Raw genomic sequence first — 19560 nt, forward strand, 5'->3', positions numbered from 1 at the left:
CGCCTAGAGATAGAGCGCGCTTTTCTTTGCCTAAAATTTGGGTGAGTAAAGCACTGAGCAACTATCACTAATCTTTACTGAGTAATATCGCGTCACAGCAAATCAATGCTAAGACCTTAAAATACTTTATTAATATTTTAAATTTCGCTAAGTTTTTTATTAATTGCGCCGATAACTAAATAACGCAAGGATCATAAATACTCAATGGATATGAATTTTAAAACATCTCAAAGTAATACCTTTTTATGTAAAGTATCAGACGCAAGTACAGCAAAACCAATTGGTGTATTTAGTGCCCAAACCCCCAGCGAAAATCCCTATAAAGCTTTATTTAACCCCAAAGGTTATAACTTTTTAAATATGCCAATGAGTGAGTTTAAAAATATACTTAACGAAATTATTCAGTTAGAACGCGACATTCGTATTAGCAAGTGGGGTGAAGGTGCTCGACCTGATGAGTTTAGTTATCAACTTAATAGAATAGCAGACGCAATTGCAACGACTCAATTTAATGGCAAAATAGACATTAACTGCTACTTTTTAAAACGAGTTGAAGAAGCAAAAGAAATGATTGGTGAAGACTGTATCTCGTTTATTCAAGTGCATAATAGTATAAGTCAATTGTATAATACTGTTTTACAATTAACATCTGAAGAAGGCTTCAGAGCAATTCAAAATAAAGCACTTGCTCACTTAAAAAATCAGCAAGCATTTGCTTAACTTCGTAAAATTAACCTTCTAGCGGTCGGCCTTTATTGCGCTTACCCAATAAATACGCATCACGAAACTTAATAAAATGCTGCTCTAATTTTGTCGATGCATCCATTTCGCCCGCAAGTGCTAATACCATAATAGCCACTTCAGCAGTGCCTAGTTGATGCGCATGAGGGGCTACACGTAATCGGTAATCAGATAGTTTATCAGCAGTAACAGAAAGTACAGGCAAGTTATCTAAATAAGGGCTTTTGCGAATCATTTTTTTAGCTTCGCGCCACGTACCATCTAAGAATATAAATAGCGGCTTTTTACCTGATTCAATACTCACTTCTGTAATGGCTCTGCCCTCTTCTACATCTTCTGCGGGAAAGACGACCATAGGCTGATACTGCGAATCATTTATTAAAGCTAAAAGAGCGGGGTGAGGATCTGTTCTATCCCATCTAAATGCGTGGTTATCTGGCACTATTTCAGCAATTAAACGCCCTGTATTAGAAGGTTTAAAGCTTTCATTATGATACATCAGTAAGCACACAGCGGCCTTACAATCTGCATGCTCAACACCTTTGCAAATACAGTAGTGCTTAGCAATCAGGCATTGTTCACAGCGATCTAATTTACCGCCTCGAGCATTAAACTCTCGACGAGATTCACTTATTTGTTGAGCGCGTAATGCTAAAACTGAGTTTTTCACTGTATTTACCTTCAATTAATTAAGCGCGCATTGTAACGACTTCTTGTTATTTAATCTTATATTTATCTAAGTTAAAAATAGACATAAAAAAACCCAACCGAAGTTGGGTTTTTTAAGCAAATACTAAAAAGTTAAATTACTTCTTTTTAGCTGCTTTTTTGTTTGGTAAATCAGTGATTGAACCTTCAAAAATTTCAGCTGCAAGGCCGATTGATTCATTCAATGTTGGGTGAGCATGAATTGTAAGCGCTAAGTCTTCACCATCAGCACCCATTTCAATACCTAAACCGATTTCGCCAAGCATTTCGCCCGCGTTAATACCGATCATAGCACCACCGATTATACGGCCACTTTCTTTATCAAAGATAAGTTTAGTAGAACCTTCAGTACGAGCAGATGCAATTGCACGACCAGATGCTGCCCACGGGAATACCGCAGTTTCAACTTTTAAGCCTTGCTCTTTTGCTTCTTTCTCAGTAACACCTACCCAAGCGATTTCTGGGTCTGTATACGCTATTGAAGGAATACATTTAGGGTCGAAGAAATGCTTCTGACCAGAAATAACTTCTGCAGCAACATGACCTTCATGAACCGCTTTATGCGCAAGCATAGGCTGTCCAACTAAGTCACCAATTGCAAAAATATGGCTTACGTTAGTACGTAATTGCTTATCAACATTAATAAAGCCACGCTCATCAACGTTTACGCCCGCTTTTTCAGCATCAAGTAAGTTACCGTTTGGAGTACGGCCAACTGCAACAAGTACTTTGTCGTAACGTACTGGTTCTGCTGGTGCGTTTTTACCTTCAAACGTTACGTATAAGCCGTCTTCTTTAGCTTCAACACCAACAACTTTAGTTGAAAGCATTACGTTGAATTTTTTGCTTACGTATTTTTGGTAAATTTTGATAATGTCTTTATCAGCTGCTGGTACTAATTGATCAGCAAATTCTACAACATCAATTGCAGAACCTAGCGCACGGTAAACCGTACCCATTTCAAGACCGATAATGCCACCACCAAGTACAAGTAGTTTTTCTGGTACGTCTTTAAGTTCTAATGCACCAGTTGAATCAATTACACGGTCATCTTCTGGGATGAAAGGTAAGTTAACTGGTTTAGAACCTGCTGCAATAATCGCGTTATCAAACGTGATAGTTGTAGCGCCGTCTGCGCCTTCAACTACTAAAGTATTGCTGCCAGTGAATTTGCCGTATCCAGATACAACTTTCACTTTACGCATTTTGGCCATGCCTTCTAGTCCACCAGTTAACTGGCCAACTACTGAATCTTTCCAAGTACGAACTTGGTCAAGATCGATTTTTGGTGCGCCAAAAGTAACACCGTGAGATGACATTTCTGCTGCGTCATCAATCACTTTAGCTACGTGTAAAAGTGCTTTAGAAGGAATACAACCAACATTAAGACATACGCCACCTAATGTTTCGCGAGATTCTACTAATGTAACTTCTAAGCCCAAGTCAGCAGCACGGAAAGCCGCAGAATAACCACCAGGACCACCGCCTAGTACAACAACTTGAGTTTTTAATTCGTTGCTCATGCTTTTACCTTAATTGTTTGAACGGGACACTGCCCTAAAATTTAACTGCCATGTTTCTGCAAGGCAGAAAGAGTGAGCAGCGCACAAAGTGATGCAATTCGTACAAAGATTGTATCATTGCAAATGGTAAAAATCCCAGCTAAAAACAACTGGCTGGGATTTGATTCTATTTATTTTATTGCGTATACCAATTTTACTAAACTGGTTACATCACCAACTGGCGAATATCGCTCATGTAACTTGCAAGAGTCACAGTAAAGCGTGCAGCTAATGCTCCGTCAATAACCCTATGGTCGTATGACATAGACAGCGGAACCATTAGTTTTGGTTCAAACTCTTTGCCATTCCATTTAGGTTTCATTTCAGATTTAGATACACCTAAAATAGCAACTTCTGGCGCATTAACAATTGGCGTAAATGCCGTACCGCCGATACCGCCAAGGCTAGAGATAGTAAAACAGCCACCTTGCATATCAGACGATGTAAGCTTACCGTCACGTGCTTTAACAGATACTTCCATTAGTTCACGTGATAATTCAATAATGCCTTTTTTATCAACATCTTTAAACACTGGCACTACTAAACCATTTGGCGTATCAACAGCAACACCGATGTTAATGTACTTCTTAAGAATTAAACTTTCGCCGTCGCTAGACAGTGAAGAGTTAAATGTTGGGAAGTCTGCAAGTGCTTTAGCCGCTGCTTTCATCACAAACACAAGTGGTGTGATTTTAACGCCAAGCTTTTTCTTCTCGCTAAGTGCATTTTGCTCTTTACGGAATACTTCAAGACTTGTGATATCAGCTTCATCAAACTGTGTAACATGTGGGATTTGTACCCAGTTACGGTGTAAGTTTTTACCTGATAGCTTTTGAATGCGAGACAGTTTTTTCTCTTCAATTTCACCAAATTTAGCAAAATCTACTTTAGGCCATGGAATAAGACCAAGCTCACTACCACCTGCGCTACTGCCTGCAGATAATTGACCAGATTCAACTTGCTTAACTAGGTTTTTAACGTAGTTTTTCACGTCTTCTTTAACTATACGGGCTTTGCGACCAGTGCCTTTAACGTTAGCTAGGTTAATACCAAACTCACGCGCTAAACGGCGAACAACGGGTGATGCATGAGCATACGCGCTGTTTTCTGTGAAGCTTTCATTACTTGCTTTTGCAGGTGCCGCTTGAGCCGGTGCTGACTCTGTTTTAGCCGCTGCTGCAGGTGCTGATTTTTCAGCTGGTGCAGATGCCGCTGGCGCACTGCCTGCAACTTCAAATACAAAAATTAATGAACCAGTCGATACTTTATCGCCAGCGGCTACTTTAATTTCTTTAACTGTACCTGCAAATGGAGCTGGTACTTCCATTGCAGCTTTGTCGCCTTCAACGTTTAAGATTGATTGATCTTCTGAAACCTCGTCGCCAACGGCAACCATAATTTCAGTTACTTCAACTTCATCGCCACCAATATCAGGCACATTAACTTCTTTAGTGCTTGGTGCTGAACTTGCTGTTGAGCTCTCAGCTGGCGCTTCTACAGGAGCCGACTCTTTAGCCGGTGCTGCAGATTCACTTCCTGCTACTTCAAAAACAAACACTAACGAGCCAGTTTTAACTGTGTCGCCAGCGGCTACTTTAATTTCTTTAACTGTACCGGCAAATGGAGCTGGAACTTCCATTGCTGCCTTATCGCCTTCCACGTTTAAGATAGATTGCTCTTCTTCAACGGTGTCACCAACAGCAACCATGATTTCAGTTACTTCAACTTCATCATCGCCAATATCTGGTACAGTTACTTCTTTAATTGAAGAACCTGTAGAAGCAGCTGGTGCTGCTTCTTCAGATTTAGCTGGAGCAGCGGCTGATGTATTTTCCTCATCAGTGCCTTCACTCTCGCCTTCAAACAAAAATACTAAAGAGCCTGTTGTAACGGTGTCGCCAACGTTAACTTTAATCTCTTTTACAGTCCCCGCTTGAGAAGCAGGTATTTCCATTGATGCTTTGTCACCTTCAACATTTAGTAATGATTGGTCAACATCTACTTTATCGCCAACGCTTACTAATATTTCGGTTACTTCTACTTCGTCGTCACCAATATCAGGTACTTTAATTTCAATACTCATTGCAAACCTCTTATGCGTACAGTGGGTTAAGTTTGTTAGTGTCGATGTTGAACTTTTTAAGTGCTTCAACAACTACTGACTTCTCAACTTCACCGCGTTTAGCAAGTTCAGATAACGTAGCAACAACAACGTAGCTTGCGTTAACTTCAAAGTGACGACGTAGGTTTTCACGGCTATCAGAACGACCGTAACCATCTGTACCTAACACTTTGTAGTTGCTGCTTGGAATGAATGAACGCGCTTGTTCTGCGTAGTTTTTCATGTAATCCGTTGCTGCAACAGTCACAGAGTCGTTTAATACGCTTGTGATAAATGCTGTTTTTTGCTCGCTTTCAGGATTAAGCATGTTGAAACGCTCAACATCTTGACCATCACGCGTTAGCTCATTGAAAGATGTTACTGAGTAAACATCTGATGCAATACCATATTCTTCGCTTAAGATTGAAGCAGCTTTGCGCACTTCAGTCATAATAGTACCTGAGCTTAATAGCTGTACGTTGGCTTTTTTACCTTCGTAACTTTCAAGCTTGTAAATACCTTTACGAATACCTTCTTCAGCGCCTTCTGGCATAGCTGGCTGATGGTAGTTTTCGTTCATAAGCGTTAGGTAGTAGTAAATATTTTCTTGGTCGTCACCGTACATACGACGAATACCGTCTTGTACAATAACTGCAACTTCAAACGCGTAAGTTGGGTCATAAGAAACACAGTTAGGAACCGTGTTTGCAAGAATGTGGCTGTGACCATCTTCGTGTTGTAAGCCTTCACCATTTAGCGTTGTACGACCCGCTGTAGCACCTAATAAGAAACCACGTGCTTGTTGATCGCCCGCCATCCATGCCATGTCGCCAACACGTTGGAAACCAAACATAGAGTAGTAAATGTAGAATGGGATCATTGGTAAATCGTTAGTGCTGTATGAAGTTGCAGCAGCAACCCATGACGACATAGCACCTAACTCATTGATACCTTCTTGCAATACTTGACCTGAAGTTGCTTCTTTATAGTAAGAAACAATATCACGATCCTGTGGCGTGTAGTTTTGGCCATGCGGGTTATAAATACCGATTTGACGGAATAAACCTTCCATACCAAATGTACGCGCTTCATCTGCAATAATTGGTACGATATTTTTACCAATGCCTTTATCTTTTAATAAGATATTAAGTGCACGAACAAAGCCCATAGTAGTAGATATATCACGCTTTTGCTCTTCAAGTAGTGGCTTAAATGCATCTACTTCTGGCAACGTAAGTTTTTCACTAAAACGTGGAATACGCTTAGGTGTGTAACCTTTAAGCTCATCACGACGCGCATGTAGGTACTTGTACTCAGGTGAACCTTCTTCAAGCTCTAGGTATGGTAATTCTTTTAATTGCTCTTCAGATACTAAGTCATCAAGACCAAGGCGTGAACGTAAATGTGCAACATGCGACATGTCCATTTTTTTCACTTGGTGCGCAATGTTTTTACCTTCAGCTGCTTCACCCATGCCGTAACCTTTTACAGTTTTAGCAAGAATTACAGTTGGACGACCTTTTGTTTCTTCTGCTTTTTTAAATGCAGCAAATAGTTTTGATGGCTCATGACCACCACGCTTAAGCGCAAAAATTTCGTCATCTGTCATATCTGCAACAAGGGCAGCTGTTTCAGGGTAGCGACCAAAGAAATGCTCACGCACGTATGCGCCATCTTTAGCTTTGTAAGTTTGGTAATCACCATCAATTGTTTCGTTCATCAATTGTAGTAATTTACCTGTAGTGTCTTTAGCAAGCAGAATATCCCAACCGCTGCCCCATACAAGTTTAATTACGTTCCAGCCAGCGCCTTTAAACAAGCCTTCTAACTCTTGAATAATTTTACCGTTACCCATAACTGGGCCGTCTAAACGCTGTAAGTTACAGTTGATTAAATAACAAAGGTTATCTAGTTTTTCACGTGCAGCAAAAGAAATAGCACCACGCGATTCCGGCTCATCCATTTCACCGTCACCTAAAAACGCATATACACGTTGGTTTTTAGTGTCTTTTAAGCCACGACCATCTAAGTATTTTAAGAATCGTGCTTGATAAATTGATGAAATAGGACCTAAACCCATTGATACCGTAGGGAACTGCCAAAACTCAGGCATCAACTTAGGGTGTGGGTACGATGGTAAGCCTTCGCCATCAACTTCTTGGCGGAAGTTATCTAGTTGCGCAGCCGATAAACGACCTTCAACAAATGCACGTGCGTAGATACCTGGAGAAATATGACCTTGGTAATAAACTAAGTCACCACCGTCTACATCATTTGGTGCTTTAAAGAAGTGGTTAAAACACACTTCATAAAATGCAGCAGATGATTGGTAAGACGCCATATGGCCGCCTAAGTCGAGATCTTTTTTAGATGCACGTAGAACGATCATAATCGCGTTCCAACGTATAATTGAACGAATACGACGTTCAAGATTTACATCACCTGGGTAAGCAGGCTCTTGATCTACAGGAATAGTATTAACGTAGTTCGTGGTAATACCCGTTGGCATATCAACGCCGTCTAAACGGGCTTGCTCTAATACTTGCTCAAGTAAAAACTGAGCTCGTTCAACACCTTCTTCGCGCACAACTGATTCAAGAGCTTGTAACCACTCTTGTGTTTCTAGCGCGTCTACGTCAATTTTATTGACTTCAGACATATGGAGGTTTCCTTATGTTTAAAATACGAATATTGTTAATTTAATATCACAGCTACTTAATTTGTGTGTTCAAAGTAGTTATGTACTAACTTAATTTTGTTTAGTGCGTCTTAAACTACGTTCAATTCGCGAATGTTCTTTGCCTGCTTCAAGTAGTGCTTCTTCGATAAATGCTAAGTGCGCATTACTTGCTAAACGGGCTTGTTCTGGATTACCGTCAATAACGGCATCCATTAATAAACGCCTGTGTTGGGCTAACTGACTGCTAATATCTGACTTTTTTAATAGAACAGTTAAATTTTGCAATACATTTTGCTCAAGCAGCGCTTTCATACCTCTAACTAAATGCAGTAACACCACATTGTGCGAGGCTTCTGCCACGCTAAAGTGAAATGCATTAATTGCTTTTGCTTTTTGCTGTAAATCATCATTAACTAAGGCAATTTCATCAAAGCTTTGTTTTACTTTGCTAAAATCGTTGCTGGTCCCGCGCAGTGCTGCGTAGTAAGCAGCAATCCCTTCTAATGCATGACGAAATTCAAGTAAATCAAACTGCGACTCAGGGTGTTTACTAATCAAATCAAAAAGTGGATCAGTAAGCCCTTCTTCGAGCTGATTTTTTACAAACGTGCCGCCACCTTGGCGACGCGTAACTAAACCTTTCGCTTCTAATTTTTGAATTGCCTCACGCAGTGACGGGCGAGACACTTCAAATTGCTTTGCTAGTTCACGCTCTGGTGGCAACTTTTCACCTGGTGCTAACGAGCCTTCAAGAATCATATTCTCAAGTTGCTGTAAAATAACATCAGATAATTTTGCCGCTTTAATCTTTAAAGACATGAATCAACGTCCGCGTTGTATAAATACCAAGAGCCCATAAAACGGGGCTTTAAGTAGTATGATTTACCCAAAAGGTAAATTGGTCATACCAAAAATTTTCAATACGGTATCAAAAACACTATTAGCTGTCAATTTACAGGTAGTTTGAGCAATTAAAGTAGCGTAACGCATTTTGAACGAAGATCAAACAATGCGCAATTTACAAAAATTGTTATAACGTATTTGGGATGAAAACAATTGGTCTGACCAGAATAAATTAGAATATTAGCTCTATTTTATTGTACTTAAAAACTGCAGGAAGAGATTAAAGCACCTTACATTGCATAAGGTACTTTATTAAAAAAGTATTAACTTAAGACAGCCCACCAAATAATGTAAGCAACGCTATAAGTACTAAGTAAAATAATACATTACGCTTAACAAGCTTAATCATACACGTGGCTTCGTAGGTACAGCCGTAATAACGCTTTTCAACTTGCTCTGCAGCAAGTGCAGTACATGTTACTACTTCGCGATTTGGAGACTTAAAGTTAAGCACGTAACGTAGCCAACAACTTGTGCCTTTATTAAAGTTACCTATTACTAAATAGCCAAAGCTGGTGATACGTGCAGGCAACCAGTCAAGCCAGAACAGTAGTTTATGTATAAGTTTAAAACGCTTAGCAAATATTACTTTATGATCTTCTCGTACTAAATCAGCTAAAGTACGTACCAGTGCATATAAAACCGCGCCTGGCGCACCTAAAACAACAAACCAAAAAATCACCGCACAGTAAAATCTAAAGTTTACCCATGCCAATGTTTGCCCAAAGGTTTCGCCACCATCTTGATCATCAGTACGCTTTTGACCTATTTGCAGCGCATATAAAGATGCAGCAGTACCATCATCTCGCGTTAAGGCATTTAAGTAAGACTTATATAAAGCACGCTGCTTGGCACAACCAAAGCAAACCAAAAGCACAGCAATATTAATAGCTAACTGCCATAGTACAAAATCAGATAAACAATAAATAAACGCTATTGCTATTACTGGAAGTAACAGCCAAATTAAAAAGCCCGGAGCAGAACTAAATAAGCCTTTGTCACCTAGTAGCTTATTAGAGCGATTTAAATAACCATTTGTGTAATAGCTTATCTGCCAGTAATTAGACCGAGCCCCTAAACGCTCCAGAATTAATGCAATTATTATAGAAACTAAAATCATGGGAATAACTCTCTTAACTTAGTTGTTCAAGCATATTAAAAAACAATGGCCAATTAAAGCTAATCCCAGGATCGGTTTTACGTCCTGGAGCAATATCGCAATGCCCAACAATACGCGAAGGAGTAATTTTTGGATAGCGTTGTATTATAGATTTACTAAGTGTAGCTAATACTTCGTATTGCGCTAAAGAGTATGGCGTAGTGTCGGTACCTTCAAGCTCAATACCTATACTAAAGTTATTACATGCGCTTTGCCCTTCATATTCAGATTGCCCGGCATGCCACGCGCGTTTATTAAATGGCACATATTGAATAATCTCGCCAGTACGTTTTATAAAACAGTGCGCTGACACTCTAAGCCCATTTAAATCACAAAAACTGGGGTGCGCATTACAGTCAATCTCACCCATAAACAGTGCATCAACGTATTCGGTGCCAAATTGCCCAGTCGGCAAGGAAATATTATGAATTACCAACAGCGAAATATCGGTATTTTCAGGGCGCTCATCAAAATGCGTACAGGGCCGCTGCGTTATATTAGCGGCAACTCCGCTTGAATCTATCTGCATTATTTTAATACCACGGTATACATAAACTTGATGCTAAAGGATTTATATAAAGAATGATAGCCATTGCGGTTAGCTAACATTCAGCTAGTAGCATTACTTTTAGTAGCCATGCTATATATGTAGGTGTAATAACCCCTGCTCATTTAAAAGCGCTTCTATTAGTTATTTAAACATAGTAAAATTTGCTTAATTTATTAACACTTATGAGCCTTCATATGTCAATTTCGCACACGCTTATTACCCAACTTGTTACTCTCGCCTTAGATGAAGATTTAAATTACCAAACTGCACAAGACGGCGACATTACCGCGCAGCTTATCCCACAAAACGAGCACGCAAATGCTAAAGTAATTACCCGCGAAGACTGCATTTTTTGTGGAAAAGACATCATCCTTGAAGTATTTAAACAAGTAGACCCAAGCGTTAAGGTTAATGTACTTATTAATGATGGCGACGCAGTTAAAGCAAACAGCACATTATTTACAGCCACTGGTTCAGCTCGTTCAATATTAACTGCCGAGCGTACTGCACTTAACTTTGTACAAACGTTATCGGGTACAGCCACTACTACAGCACATTATGTAAAAGAGCTAAGCGGCACAACAACGCAACTACTCGATACACGCAAAACCATACCAGGCCTTAGAGCACTTCAAAAATACGCAGTAAAATGTGGTGGGGGTGCAAATCATCGTATTGGTTTATTTGACGCATTTTTAATTAAAGAAAATCATATAGCGGCTTGTGGCACAATAAACAAAGCCGTTGCTCAAGCTAAACAAAATCACCCAAACAAACCTGTCGAAGTAGAAGTAGAGTCCCTCCCAGAACTTAAGCAAGCAATTGAAGCTGGCGCCGACATAATTATGCTAGACAACTTTAGCGTAGAGCAAATTAAGCAAGCTGTAATTTTAACCAATAAGCGCGCAAAACTAGAGGTTTCAGGCAATATGACCCTAGAAACGCTCAAAACTTATTCACAAGCAGGTGTCGATTTTATATCAAGCGGGGCATTAACAAAAAACTTACAATCAATCGATTTATCGATGCGCTTTGAACAATTATGAAGCAATAATGGGTAATTAATACCGCTAATTAATTGACAAGTTAAGTAAAAAAGCATTAAATAACCCAAAAGGCTTACTTTGTAACAAATTGTTAAATAAAATCGCTTTTTTATAAGAAGATACGTGCTAAATACTAAAATAAAATGGTAGACTAATTCTGTTGTACTATTTTATTTAAAAAGATAGTCATAAATAACTAGTGCCTTTAGTTTTTAAAAACATAATTAAAAGCTAAAGCAACTAAACTACTTACTTTATGCCTATACTATTTGTTGCTACAACATGTAGTGCACTTAGTAAACTTTTATAATTAGTACTAAACATAATGAATTCACATTCGGCTTTTGTGTTTCATACTCTAAAGCTAAAGTGTAATAAAATTAATTTTAAGTAAAACTGTAAAGTAAATCAGTTAAATTGAGTGAGGCATTTTGCCGCTTAAGTGATTTAAGTTACAAAAAATCTATCCTTTAGGAGAGGAAACATGAAAACAATGACTCAAAAACAACAGGGTTTCACCCTAATTGAATTAATGATTGTAGTAGCAATCATCGGTATTCTTGCTGCAATTGCATTGCCTGCATACTCAAACTACCAAGCAACTGCTAAACTTACAGCTGGTTTATCTGAAATATCGGCTGGTAGAACAGGTTTCGAAATAGCATCAAACAGTGGTGAAACACCAACAAATGAACTAGTTGGCTTGCCTGATGAAACTGAAAACTGCTTAATTGCAACAACTGCTGCCGGTATTGTATGTACAATACAGAATGCACCTACTCAAGTAAACAAAGCAGTAATAACTTGGACACGTACTGATGCTGGTGGTTGGTCTTGTGCTACAACTTTAGCTGATGATAAAACACTAGCTCCTAAAAGCTGCCCACAATCTTAATCATTTATTGATTAATAAAAAGCGCCTTGTTTGGCGCTTTTTTAATGTGTAAGAATCAACACTTATGAATGCAGTAAATATAATAAAACCGTCGCTCATCAGCTTGTTTTTTCTGTATACGCTAATACCTTTAATACCCATATTTTCCTACGATTACCATAATCACCAACGCATAATTCAAATAGCTTTGTTACTTAGTATCAGTCTTATAGCGCTTACTTCTTTTTTAGACATTAAAGAGCCTACTTTTAAGCTGGCACTAAACAAAAAAAATGGAATATTATTTTCGATTTTTATCTTTTGTGGTTATTTATCTGCATTAATGAGTGCGGAGCAAAGTTTTAGTCTGCTGTACACGCTTCATATAAGCTTACTTATTTTAACTATGTATTACGTAAGTACCATAAATGACAAAAGGTCTATTTTATTTATCATTTATGCATTATTGATAGCTCATACGAGCTTAATTTTAATATGCCTACTTAATATAATTTTTACACTTTCGGAGCAGCAACCTTTAAATCCATACATAATTTACTCAGGCTTTATTAACATTCGCTTTTTCAACCAAGTACAGGTGTTTATTCTTCCCTTTTTGGTGTTACTCCTAAAGTTTAAAGGTATTCAGCGTATTGTATTTATTATTTTGTTTTTAAACCTATTATTAATATTTATTGGCCAAGCTCGTGGGGCTTTACTCTCATTTCTAGTTTTCTCTATTTTTGCTCTTGCTTTAAAAACTACATTAAAAAAACTAGTACTTATTGGATTAGCCTGCTTTATATTAAGTTGTATTGCTTTTTATGCTCTGGACTCATTAAATAAAGGAGGTACTGAAATACTACGCACATCCTCCTCAGGCCGAATTGATTTATGGTTTAATACTCTTTCTAACCTATCTTTAAAGCATTTATTTATCGGCAATGGTCCTGGAGTATTTGAAATGTCACTTGGCAGTTCAGCTCCTTACAGTCACCCTCATAATTCATTAATTGAAATTTTAAATGAATGGGGTCTTATCGCCCTTATATGTATTTTAACCGCTGTTTTTACAACATTTAAAAAAGCGATAACACATTTAAAAAAGCATAAAAAAGATATCATTACTGAAAGCCTCTTTTACTCTTTTGCTATAGGTATTACATACTCACTATTTTCTGGCGTGCATGTAATGCCAGTATCGCAAACACTCTTATTTATAATGTGGGGGTTGCTACTTGGTAGAATCAATAAAAAAAGTATCCAAAGCATTTCCATAAATAAATACTTAAAAGCTTTAGTAACCATTTTATTTGTTTTTGCATGGTACCTTTACTTACAAAAAGCGATAAGTATTTATAATAATATTGATCCTGATAAGGGCTACATTTACGGACCTAGATTTTGGTCCGTTGGGCAACGATTTTAAAGCGTCCAACTTTTCTACCAAGAATCATTAGTTTAAGTTATGCTTGTAATAATGAAGTTTAAACCAAATTCAGCTGGGTACTCTTAATGGCAAAAAAACAACAAGATAAAGGCCTCGATACTTTTCAGTGGGTCGGTGTAAGTGCACGAGGGAAAAAACTTGAAGGCGAGCTTACAGGTAATAGTATTGCATTAGTAAAAGCTCAGCTTCGCAAGCAAGGTATCACTCCCTCAAAAGTGAAGCGTAAAGCAAAACCACTGTTTGGTATTCAAAGTGTTCAAAAGGTAACCCCTAAAGATATAGCACTACTTACTCGCCAAATTGCGACTATGTTGATGGCCGGAGTTCCTTTAATACAGGCCATAGAAATGATTGGCTCTGGCTCGACCAATAAAAGTGTCGCCAAATTAATGGAAACTATTGCTGATGAAGTAAAAGCGGGGCAACCACTATCTACAGCACTTAGAAAACACCCACGTTATTTTGATGATTTATATTGCGACCTTGTAGCCTCTGGCGAGCAATCTGGTGCACTTGATAAAATATTTGACCGAGTTGCTTTATATAAAGAAAAGTCCGAAGCGCTAAAATCAAAAATTAAAAAGGCGATGTTCTATCCTATTTCAGTATTAGTTATTGCCGGCATTGTAACCTCAATACTATTAATATTTGTAGTGCCGCAGTTTCAAGATATATTTGCAGGTTTTGGGGCAGAGCTTCCTGCATTCACTTTGTTTGTTATTGGCATATCAGACTTTATGCAAGCATATTGGTGGATGATACTAATCGCTATTGTAGCTTTTGGATACGCTTTTAAAGAAGCCAAGCTTAGAAGTTTAAAACTCAGAGATGCAACCGACCGAGCTATACTTAAACTGCCTGTTATTGGCATGATTTTAAATAAAGCAGCAGTTGCTCGCTATGCACGAACTCTTTCGACTACATTTGCTGCAGGTGTGCCGCTGGTTGATGCGCTTGACTCTGCCGCGGGCGCTTCAGGTAATGCTGTTTATCGTTACGCTATTTTAGATATCAAAGTAGAAGTGAGCTCAGGTAATCAGATGAACTGGGCAATGCGTAACTCAAAAATATTTCCTGATATGGTAATACAAATGGTTGCGATTGGTGAAGAATCTGGCTCACTAGACGGCATGCTTGCTAAAGTAGCGACTATTTACGAGCAAGAAGTTGATGATGCAGTAGATGGCCTTTCAAGCCTACTTGAGCCACTTATTATGGCCGTACTGGGTGTACTTGTTGGTGGCTTGATTGTTGCGATGTACTTGCCTATTTTCCAACTTGGCTCTGTTATTTAATTACTAAAAATAACAATTTACAGAAAATAAAAGAGGGGCTTACTTTTTGGTAAGGCATAGCTATTAATGTCTTCTCATTTACTCTCTTTTATTTCTCTTTGTGATAATAATTTCACTTAATTTTTAGACACTTAATCTTTTAGAACAGTTTTCAGGTAACATAATGCAAAGTATTATTGAAGTAATGCAAAGCCAGTTGTGGTTTTATTTAACCACTATTGGCTTAATTAGTTTATGTATTGGTAGTTTTTTAAATGTGGTTATTTATCGCTTACCGTTGATGATGCAACGTGAGTGGCAAAGCGAATGCCGCATATTGCTAGATGATGAGCTTACAGCTAATAAATCTAAACAAGCCAATATCAATAAGCCTTTTAACTTAGTAAAACCCAACTCTACCTGCCCTAAATGCAAAACAGCCATTAAGCCTTGGCAGAATATTCCTATTATTAGTTGGTTAATACTTAAAGGTAAATGCGCAAGCTGCAGTAATTCTATTTCGGTCCGATACCCTGCTGTAGAGCTAATTACTGCCCTATTAAGTTTAATTGTTGCCTATAGCTTTGGTGCGACCGAGCAAGCCCTTTTATATATTTTTGTAACGTGGATATTGGTAGCTCTGACCTTTATTGATATTGACCACATGTTACTGCCAGATCAACTTACACTTCCGCTAGTATGGCTTGCACTTATTGCTTCTGTAATGGGTTACACAATTACACCAACCGATGCAATTATTGGTGCAGCTTGTGGTTATTTAAGTCTATGGAGCGTGTTTTGGCTATTTAAGTTATTAACCGGTAAAGAAGGCATGGGTTATGGCGACTTTAAACTACTCGCTGTATTTGGGGCATTACTTGGCTGGCAGTCATTACTTACTATTATTCTGCTTTCGAGCGTAGTAGGTGCCATTATAGGTATTGCGCTGTTGAGCATACAAGGTAAAGACAAAGCGACCCCTATCCCTTTTGGCCCTTATTTAGCGATAGCAGGCTGGATCACTATGCTTTGGGGCAACCAAATTCAAGGCGCTTATTTTAATTTAATAGGTTATTAAAATGAGTGAGCAAATAACTAAAGTAAACAGCTGGGTATTAGGCTTAACAGGCGGTATTGGCTGTGGTAAAACGGCCATCAGTAACATGTTTGAAGAGCTTGGTATTACAATAGTTGATGCCGATATAATTGCGCGTGAAGTCGTACTCCCAAATAGCAAAGGGCTAAAAGCGATTACAGCACACTTTGGCAAAGATATTTTATTGCCTGATGGCACATTAAATAGAGCAGAATTGCGCGCAAAAATATTCACTAACAACAGTGACAAAGAATGGCTTAATGCGTTGCTACACCCTCTTATTCGGTTAAAAATACTAAACGATTTAAATAGTGCAACTAGCCCTTATGTTGTTTTAGTAGCGCCTTTATTATTTGAAAACAACCTTGATAAATATTGCGACCATACCTTACTTATTGACGTACCAAGCTGTGTACAAATAGCGCGTACAGCAAAACGTGACAACACAAGTCGTGAGCAAGTTAAAAGTATTATTGCCTCGCAAATGTCACGTGCCGATAAACAGCAAAAAGCGGATGATATTTTAAATAACGACCGTAGTTTAAACCTAGTGCATATAGAACTTGTTGATCTGCATAAAAAGTACCTACAATATGCATTACACAACAAAACTAACTCACATTAACACTGTCCTAACTCACACAAACTCGTATTTTAGTTAGTAAAATCACAACAAAGAATGAAAGGTGATGTAATCACCTTCTTTTTTCTGATAAATTGCTTACTATTGAAGGAATAAAACAGGTGCGCAATGAATATTAACTCACCGTTATTGAGAAAATTTATAACCCTTGGCCGCATTGATGCCGACACGGTTAAAAACAAACAAAATGAATTTGCCTCAACAGCTGAGCTTATTTCTAAATGTGGAAAAATCGATAGTAAAGATTTAGCTGAACAATGTATCGACTTGTTTCGCGTACCTTATTTTGATTTAAAAGACTTTGATCCTACAAGAATCCCGGCCGACCTCGTAAAAGAAAAACTTATACGTAAACATCATATTTTGCCGCTTGTTCAAAAAGATCGAAAAGTTTATATAGCAGCATCAGACCCAACAGATTACGGCGCATTCGAAAACTTTGAGTTTAGTACCGGTCTTTCATGCGAAATTGTTGTTGTTGATTATATTCAACTCGATACCAAAATAGAGCAATTACTAGATGCCACTGGCAGCTTAAATCTAACTGATGACGAGTTTCAAGAATTTGCTGACTTAGACTCAGAAAGCCAAAGAGATACAGCACCACAAGATGACGATAAAGATGATGCGCCTATCATCGTATACATCAACAAAATTTTAATGGATGCCATTAAAAAAGGCGCCTCTGATTTACACTTTGAACCGTATGAGCACAAGTACCGTATTCGCTTTCGTATTGATGGCATTTTGCATGAAGTGGCAAGCCCACCTAATACATTAGCAACCAAGCTTTCTGCGCGTATTAAAGTAATGTCGCGACTCGATATTGCCGAAAAACGCAAACCACAAGATGGTCGTATAAAGCTAAAAATTACTGAACGCAAAAGTATCGACTTTCGTGTAAGTACCATGCCTACCTTGTGGGGCGAAAAAATAGTAATGCGTATTCTTGATTCATCAAGCGCTATGTTAGGCATTGATGTATTAGGCTATGAGCCTGAGCAGAAAAAGCTTTACATGGATGCGCTTGCCCAGCCTCAAGGGATGATACTTGTAACAGGGCCAACGGGTTCTGGTAAAACAGTATCGCTATACACAGGTTTAAATATATTAAACCAACCTGAGCGTAATATTAGTACTGCGGAAGATCCGGTTGAGATTAACCTTGAAGGTGTAAACCAAGTACAAATAAATATTAAAGCCGACATGACTTTTGCCAACGCACTGCGCGCATTTTTACGTCAAGATCCTGATGTAGTTATGGTAGGTGAAATACGTGACTTAGAGACCGCAGAAATATCAATAAAAGCGGCGCAAACAGGTCACTTGGTTTTATCAACATTGCATACAAACTCAGCGCCGGAAACAATCACTCGTTTATTAAATATGGGTGTACCTGCTTATAACGTAGCAAGTTCGATTAGCTTAATAATAGCCCAGCGTTTAGCACGTCGCTTGTGCCCTAAATGTAAAACGCCAGAACAACTTCCGAGTGAAGAACTAGCTCGCCAAGGATTTAGTGCCGAGCAAATTGAAGAAATGACGTTATATATGCCTAAAGGGTGTGATAGCTGTACTGATGGTTACAAAGGGCGTGTGGGTATTTACGAAGTAATGCAAATTACTCCTGAAATTGCCCAAATTATTATGCGCGGTGGAAATTCGCTTGAAATAGCAGAGGTATCACTTAAAGCCGGTTTTAATAATTTACGTTTATCGGGTTTACGCAAAGCAGCCGATGGCCTTACATCCCTTGGTGAAATAAACCGCGTAACCAATTTTTAAAGTCCCACAGTAAAAGATAAGGCTCTAAGCTCAGAGCCTTATAGCTAGAGACTCATATCTAAGTAATGTAATATGCACCAAAAATTTGTAGAGAGTAATTTATGCCTACTGTTGTAAACTGCCCAACCTGTAAAACTAAAGTTGAATGGTCAGAGCAAAGCCCATTTCGCCCTTTTTGCTCAAAGCGCTGCCAACTAATTGATTTAGGTGAATGGTCGTTCGAAAATAATAAAATTTCTGCACCAATCACCTCGGCTGAAGAGTTTAGCCAAGACATGATTGAAGATATTGAAGCAATGATGGCTAAAAATGAAGATGACTTTTTTAAGTGATTTATCTTCATAATGCCCTAAATACAAAAACCAGCATTACGCTGGTTTTTTAGTATTTACAAAAAAGTAAAATTAACTTTTTTGTTTACGGTGCTTTTTATTCATACGCTTTTGCATTTTAGCAAACTTCTCTTTTTGCTCAGCGTTAAGCACTTGCATTACTTGGTGTTGTGTTTTTAGTTTAATTAAACCAAATTGCTCACCTTTTTCGCGGCGTTCATTTAATAGCTCTTTTGCTGCATTTTCGTCAAATGTCGCAGCCGAAAGTAATGCATCCATTTTTGCTTTGTGCGCTTCACGCATCGCTTTACGGGCTTCTTTATCGTCGCCACGCAGAGCTTTCATTTGTGTTTTTTGCGCTTCAAAAATAGCCTTTAGCTTAGTTTGCTGCTCATCTGTTAGGTTTAATTTTTCAACGCCGCGCTCAGAAAGTAAAAAACGAGCTTGAGAATGGCCTTGCTTATGTCCGTCGCCTTTAGCTAACACGCTACCAGCACCAAGCGTTGCTGTTGCTAAGCCACAGATAAGTACTAATTTTGAAAGTGTGTTTAATTTAGTCATAATCATTACCTTAATATTGGGTGGTTGTGGCTGCTAAGCCAGTGAGTTAACTATACCTAACTCAACGCAAAGTAACGCAAAGCAGTGTAAAGGTT

At 38.4% G+C, this 19560-nt stretch carries 17 protein-coding genes; 9 read left to right on the forward strand and 8 right to left on the reverse strand.

Going from position 1 to position 19560, the window contains the following annotated elements:
• Positions 1–204 precede the first annotated feature (204 nt).
• On the forward strand, positions 205–720 hold the full coding sequence (locus H5090_RS09670) for a hypothetical protein (protein WP_024604547.1): 516 nt from the start codon (positions 205–207) through the stop codon (positions 718–720).
• 10 nt (positions 721–730) lie between these two features.
• On the opposite strand, the gene H5090_RS09675 is transcribed toward H5090_RS09670, so the two are convergent.
• The 7 genes from H5090_RS09675 to ampD form a co-directional block, all read right to left on the reverse strand.
• Positions 731–1411, reverse strand: coding sequence for a tRNA-uridine aminocarboxypropyltransferase (locus H5090_RS09675; RefSeq protein ID WP_182695571.1), 681 nt, complete (start codon positions 1409–1411; stop codon positions 731–733).
• Positions 1412–1547: 136 nt separating this feature from the next.
• Positions 1548–2972: a dihydrolipoyl dehydrogenase gene (gene lpdA, locus H5090_RS09680; protein WP_002957761.1), complete on the reverse strand. Its 1425-nt coding sequence runs from the start codon at positions 2970–2972 to the stop codon at positions 1548–1550.
• A gap of 205 nt (positions 2973–3177) precedes the next feature.
• The gene (gene aceF, locus H5090_RS09685; protein ID WP_182695572.1) at positions 3178–5094 is read right to left on the reverse strand and encodes a pyruvate dehydrogenase complex dihydrolipoyllysine-residue acetyltransferase; all 1917 of its coding nucleotides are present in this window, start codon (positions 5092–5094) and stop codon (positions 3178–3180) included.
• A 10-nt stretch (positions 5095–5104) separates the two neighbouring features.
• Complete coding sequence (aceE, locus tag H5090_RS09690) at positions 5105–7771, reverse strand: pyruvate dehydrogenase (acetyl-transferring), homodimeric type (protein ID WP_002957763.1); 2667 nt, start codon at positions 7769–7771, stop codon at positions 5105–5107.
• Positions 7772–7861: 90 nt separating this feature from the next.
• Positions 7862–8611, reverse strand: a complete 750-nt coding sequence (pdhR, locus tag H5090_RS09695) for a pyruvate dehydrogenase complex transcriptional repressor PdhR (RefSeq protein WP_002957764.1) — start codon at positions 8609–8611, stop codon at positions 7862–7864.
• A 352-nt stretch (positions 8612–8963) separates the two neighbouring features.
• Positions 8964–9815, reverse strand: a complete 852-nt coding sequence (ampE, locus tag H5090_RS09700; protein WP_182671424.1) for a beta-lactamase regulator AmpE — start codon at positions 9813–9815, stop codon at positions 8964–8966.
• Between the two features lie 13 nt (positions 9816–9828).
• Entirely contained in the window at positions 9829–10383 is a 555-nt protein-coding gene (gene ampD, locus H5090_RS09705; RefSeq protein WP_182695573.1) for a 1,6-anhydro-N-acetylmuramyl-L-alanine amidase AmpD, read from the reverse strand.
• A gap of 215 nt (positions 10384–10598) precedes the next feature.
• Here ampD and nadC point away from each other — a divergent pair, with 215 nt between their 5' ends.
• The 8 genes from nadC (at position 10599) to yacG (ending at position 18904) form a co-directional block, all read left to right on the forward strand.
• Positions 10599–11450: a carboxylating nicotinate-nucleotide diphosphorylase gene (nadC, locus tag H5090_RS09710; RefSeq protein ID WP_182695574.1), complete on the forward strand. Its 852-nt coding sequence runs from the start codon at positions 10599–10601 to the stop codon at positions 11448–11450.
• A gap of 484 nt (positions 11451–11934) precedes the next feature.
• On the forward strand, positions 11935–12345 hold the full coding sequence (locus tag H5090_RS09715) for a pilin (protein ID WP_182695575.1): 411 nt from the start codon (positions 11935–11937) through the stop codon (positions 12343–12345).
• A gap of 64 nt (positions 12346–12409) precedes the next feature.
• Positions 12410–13753: an O-antigen ligase gene (locus tag H5090_RS09720; protein WP_182695576.1), complete on the forward strand. Its 1344-nt coding sequence runs from the start codon at positions 12410–12412 to the stop codon at positions 13751–13753.
• Positions 13754–13839: 86 nt separating this feature from the next.
• Positions 13840–15069: a type II secretion system F family protein gene (locus H5090_RS09725; protein ID WP_024597567.1), complete on the forward strand. Its 1230-nt coding sequence runs from the start codon at positions 13840–13842 to the stop codon at positions 15067–15069.
• 163 nt (positions 15070–15232) lie between these two features.
• Positions 15233–16126: an A24 family peptidase gene (locus tag H5090_RS09730; protein ID WP_182695577.1), complete on the forward strand. Its 894-nt coding sequence runs from the start codon at positions 15233–15235 to the stop codon at positions 16124–16126.
• 1 nt (position 16127) lies between these two features.
• Positions 16128–16769 carry a dephospho-CoA kinase gene (coaE, locus tag H5090_RS09735; RefSeq protein WP_182695578.1) on the forward strand — a complete coding sequence of 214 codons (642 nt, stop codon included), beginning with the start codon at positions 16128–16130 and terminating at the stop codon, positions 16767–16769.
• A gap of 126 nt (positions 16770–16895) precedes the next feature.
• Positions 16896–18572: a type IV-A pilus assembly ATPase PilB gene (pilB, locus tag H5090_RS09740; RefSeq protein WP_182675564.1), complete on the forward strand. Its 1677-nt coding sequence runs from the start codon at positions 16896–16898 to the stop codon at positions 18570–18572.
• A 101-nt stretch (positions 18573–18673) separates the two neighbouring features.
• Positions 18674–18904 carry a DNA gyrase inhibitor YacG gene (yacG, locus tag H5090_RS09745; protein WP_002957774.1) on the forward strand — a complete coding sequence of 77 codons (231 nt, stop codon included), beginning with the start codon at positions 18674–18676 and terminating at the stop codon, positions 18902–18904.
• Positions 18905–18976: 72 nt separating this feature from the next.
• On the opposite strand, the gene H5090_RS09750 is transcribed toward yacG, so the two are convergent.
• On the reverse strand, positions 18977–19465 hold the full coding sequence (locus H5090_RS09750) for a periplasmic heavy metal sensor (protein ID WP_182695579.1): 489 nt from the start codon (positions 19463–19465) through the stop codon (positions 18977–18979).
• Positions 19466–19560 lie beyond the last annotated feature (95 nt).

Origin of the sequence: Pseudoalteromonas sp. SR43-5 (genome assembly GCF_014163835.1) — a bacterium.
GTDB lineage: Bacteria > Pseudomonadota > Gammaproteobacteria > Enterobacterales > Alteromonadaceae > Pseudoalteromonas > Pseudoalteromonas distincta.

Bases quoted from the DNA above. Each gene is read 5' to 3' on its own strand.
- aceF (WP_182695572.1), bottom strand. From the start codon at position 5,094: ATGAGTATTGAAATTAAAGTACCTGATATTGGTGACGACGAAGTAGAA.
- coaE (WP_182695578.1), top strand. From the start codon at position 16,128: ATGAGTGAGCAAATAACTAAAGTAAACAGCTGGGTATTAGGCTTAACA.
- pdhR (WP_002957764.1), bottom strand. From the start codon at position 8,611: ATGTCTTTAAAGATTAAAGCGGCAAAATTATCTGATGTTATTTTACAG.
- ampD (WP_182695573.1), bottom strand. From the start codon at position 10,383: ATGCAGATAGATTCAAGCGGAGTTGCCGCTAATATAACGCAGCGGCCC.
- yacG (WP_002957774.1), top strand. From the start codon at position 18,674: ATGCCTACTGTTGTAAACTGCCCAACCTGTAAAACTAAAGTTGAATGG.
- H5090_RS09750 (WP_182695579.1), bottom strand. From the start codon at position 19,465: ATGACTAAATTAAACACACTTTCAAAATTAGTACTTATCTGTGGCTTA.
- nadC (WP_182695574.1), top strand. From the start codon at position 10,599: ATGTCAATTTCGCACACGCTTATTACCCAACTTGTTACTCTCGCCTTA.
- H5090_RS09720 (WP_182695576.1), top strand. From the start codon at position 12,410: ATGAATGCAGTAAATATAATAAAACCGTCGCTCATCAGCTTGTTTTTT.
- H5090_RS09670 (WP_024604547.1), top strand. From the start codon at position 205: ATGGATATGAATTTTAAAACATCTCAAAGTAATACCTTTTTATGTAAA.
- aceE (WP_002957763.1), bottom strand. From the start codon at position 7,771: ATGTCTGAAGTCAATAAAATTGACGTAGACGCGCTAGAAACACAAGAG.
- lpdA (WP_002957761.1), bottom strand. From the start codon at position 2,972: ATGAGCAACGAATTAAAAACTCAAGTTGTTGTACTAGGCGGTGGTCCT.
- pilB (WP_182675564.1), top strand. From the start codon at position 16,896: ATGAATATTAACTCACCGTTATTGAGAAAATTTATAACCCTTGGCCGC.
- H5090_RS09730 (WP_182695577.1), top strand. From the start codon at position 15,233: ATGCAAAGTATTATTGAAGTAATGCAAAGCCAGTTGTGGTTTTATTTA.
- ampE (WP_182671424.1), bottom strand. From the start codon at position 9,815: ATGATTTTAGTTTCTATAATAATTGCATTAATTCTGGAGCGTTTAGGG.
- H5090_RS09725 (WP_024597567.1), top strand. From the start codon at position 13,840: ATGGCAAAAAAACAACAAGATAAAGGCCTCGATACTTTTCAGTGGGTC.
- H5090_RS09715 (WP_182695575.1), top strand. From the start codon at position 11,935: ATGAAAACAATGACTCAAAAACAACAGGGTTTCACCCTAATTGAATTA.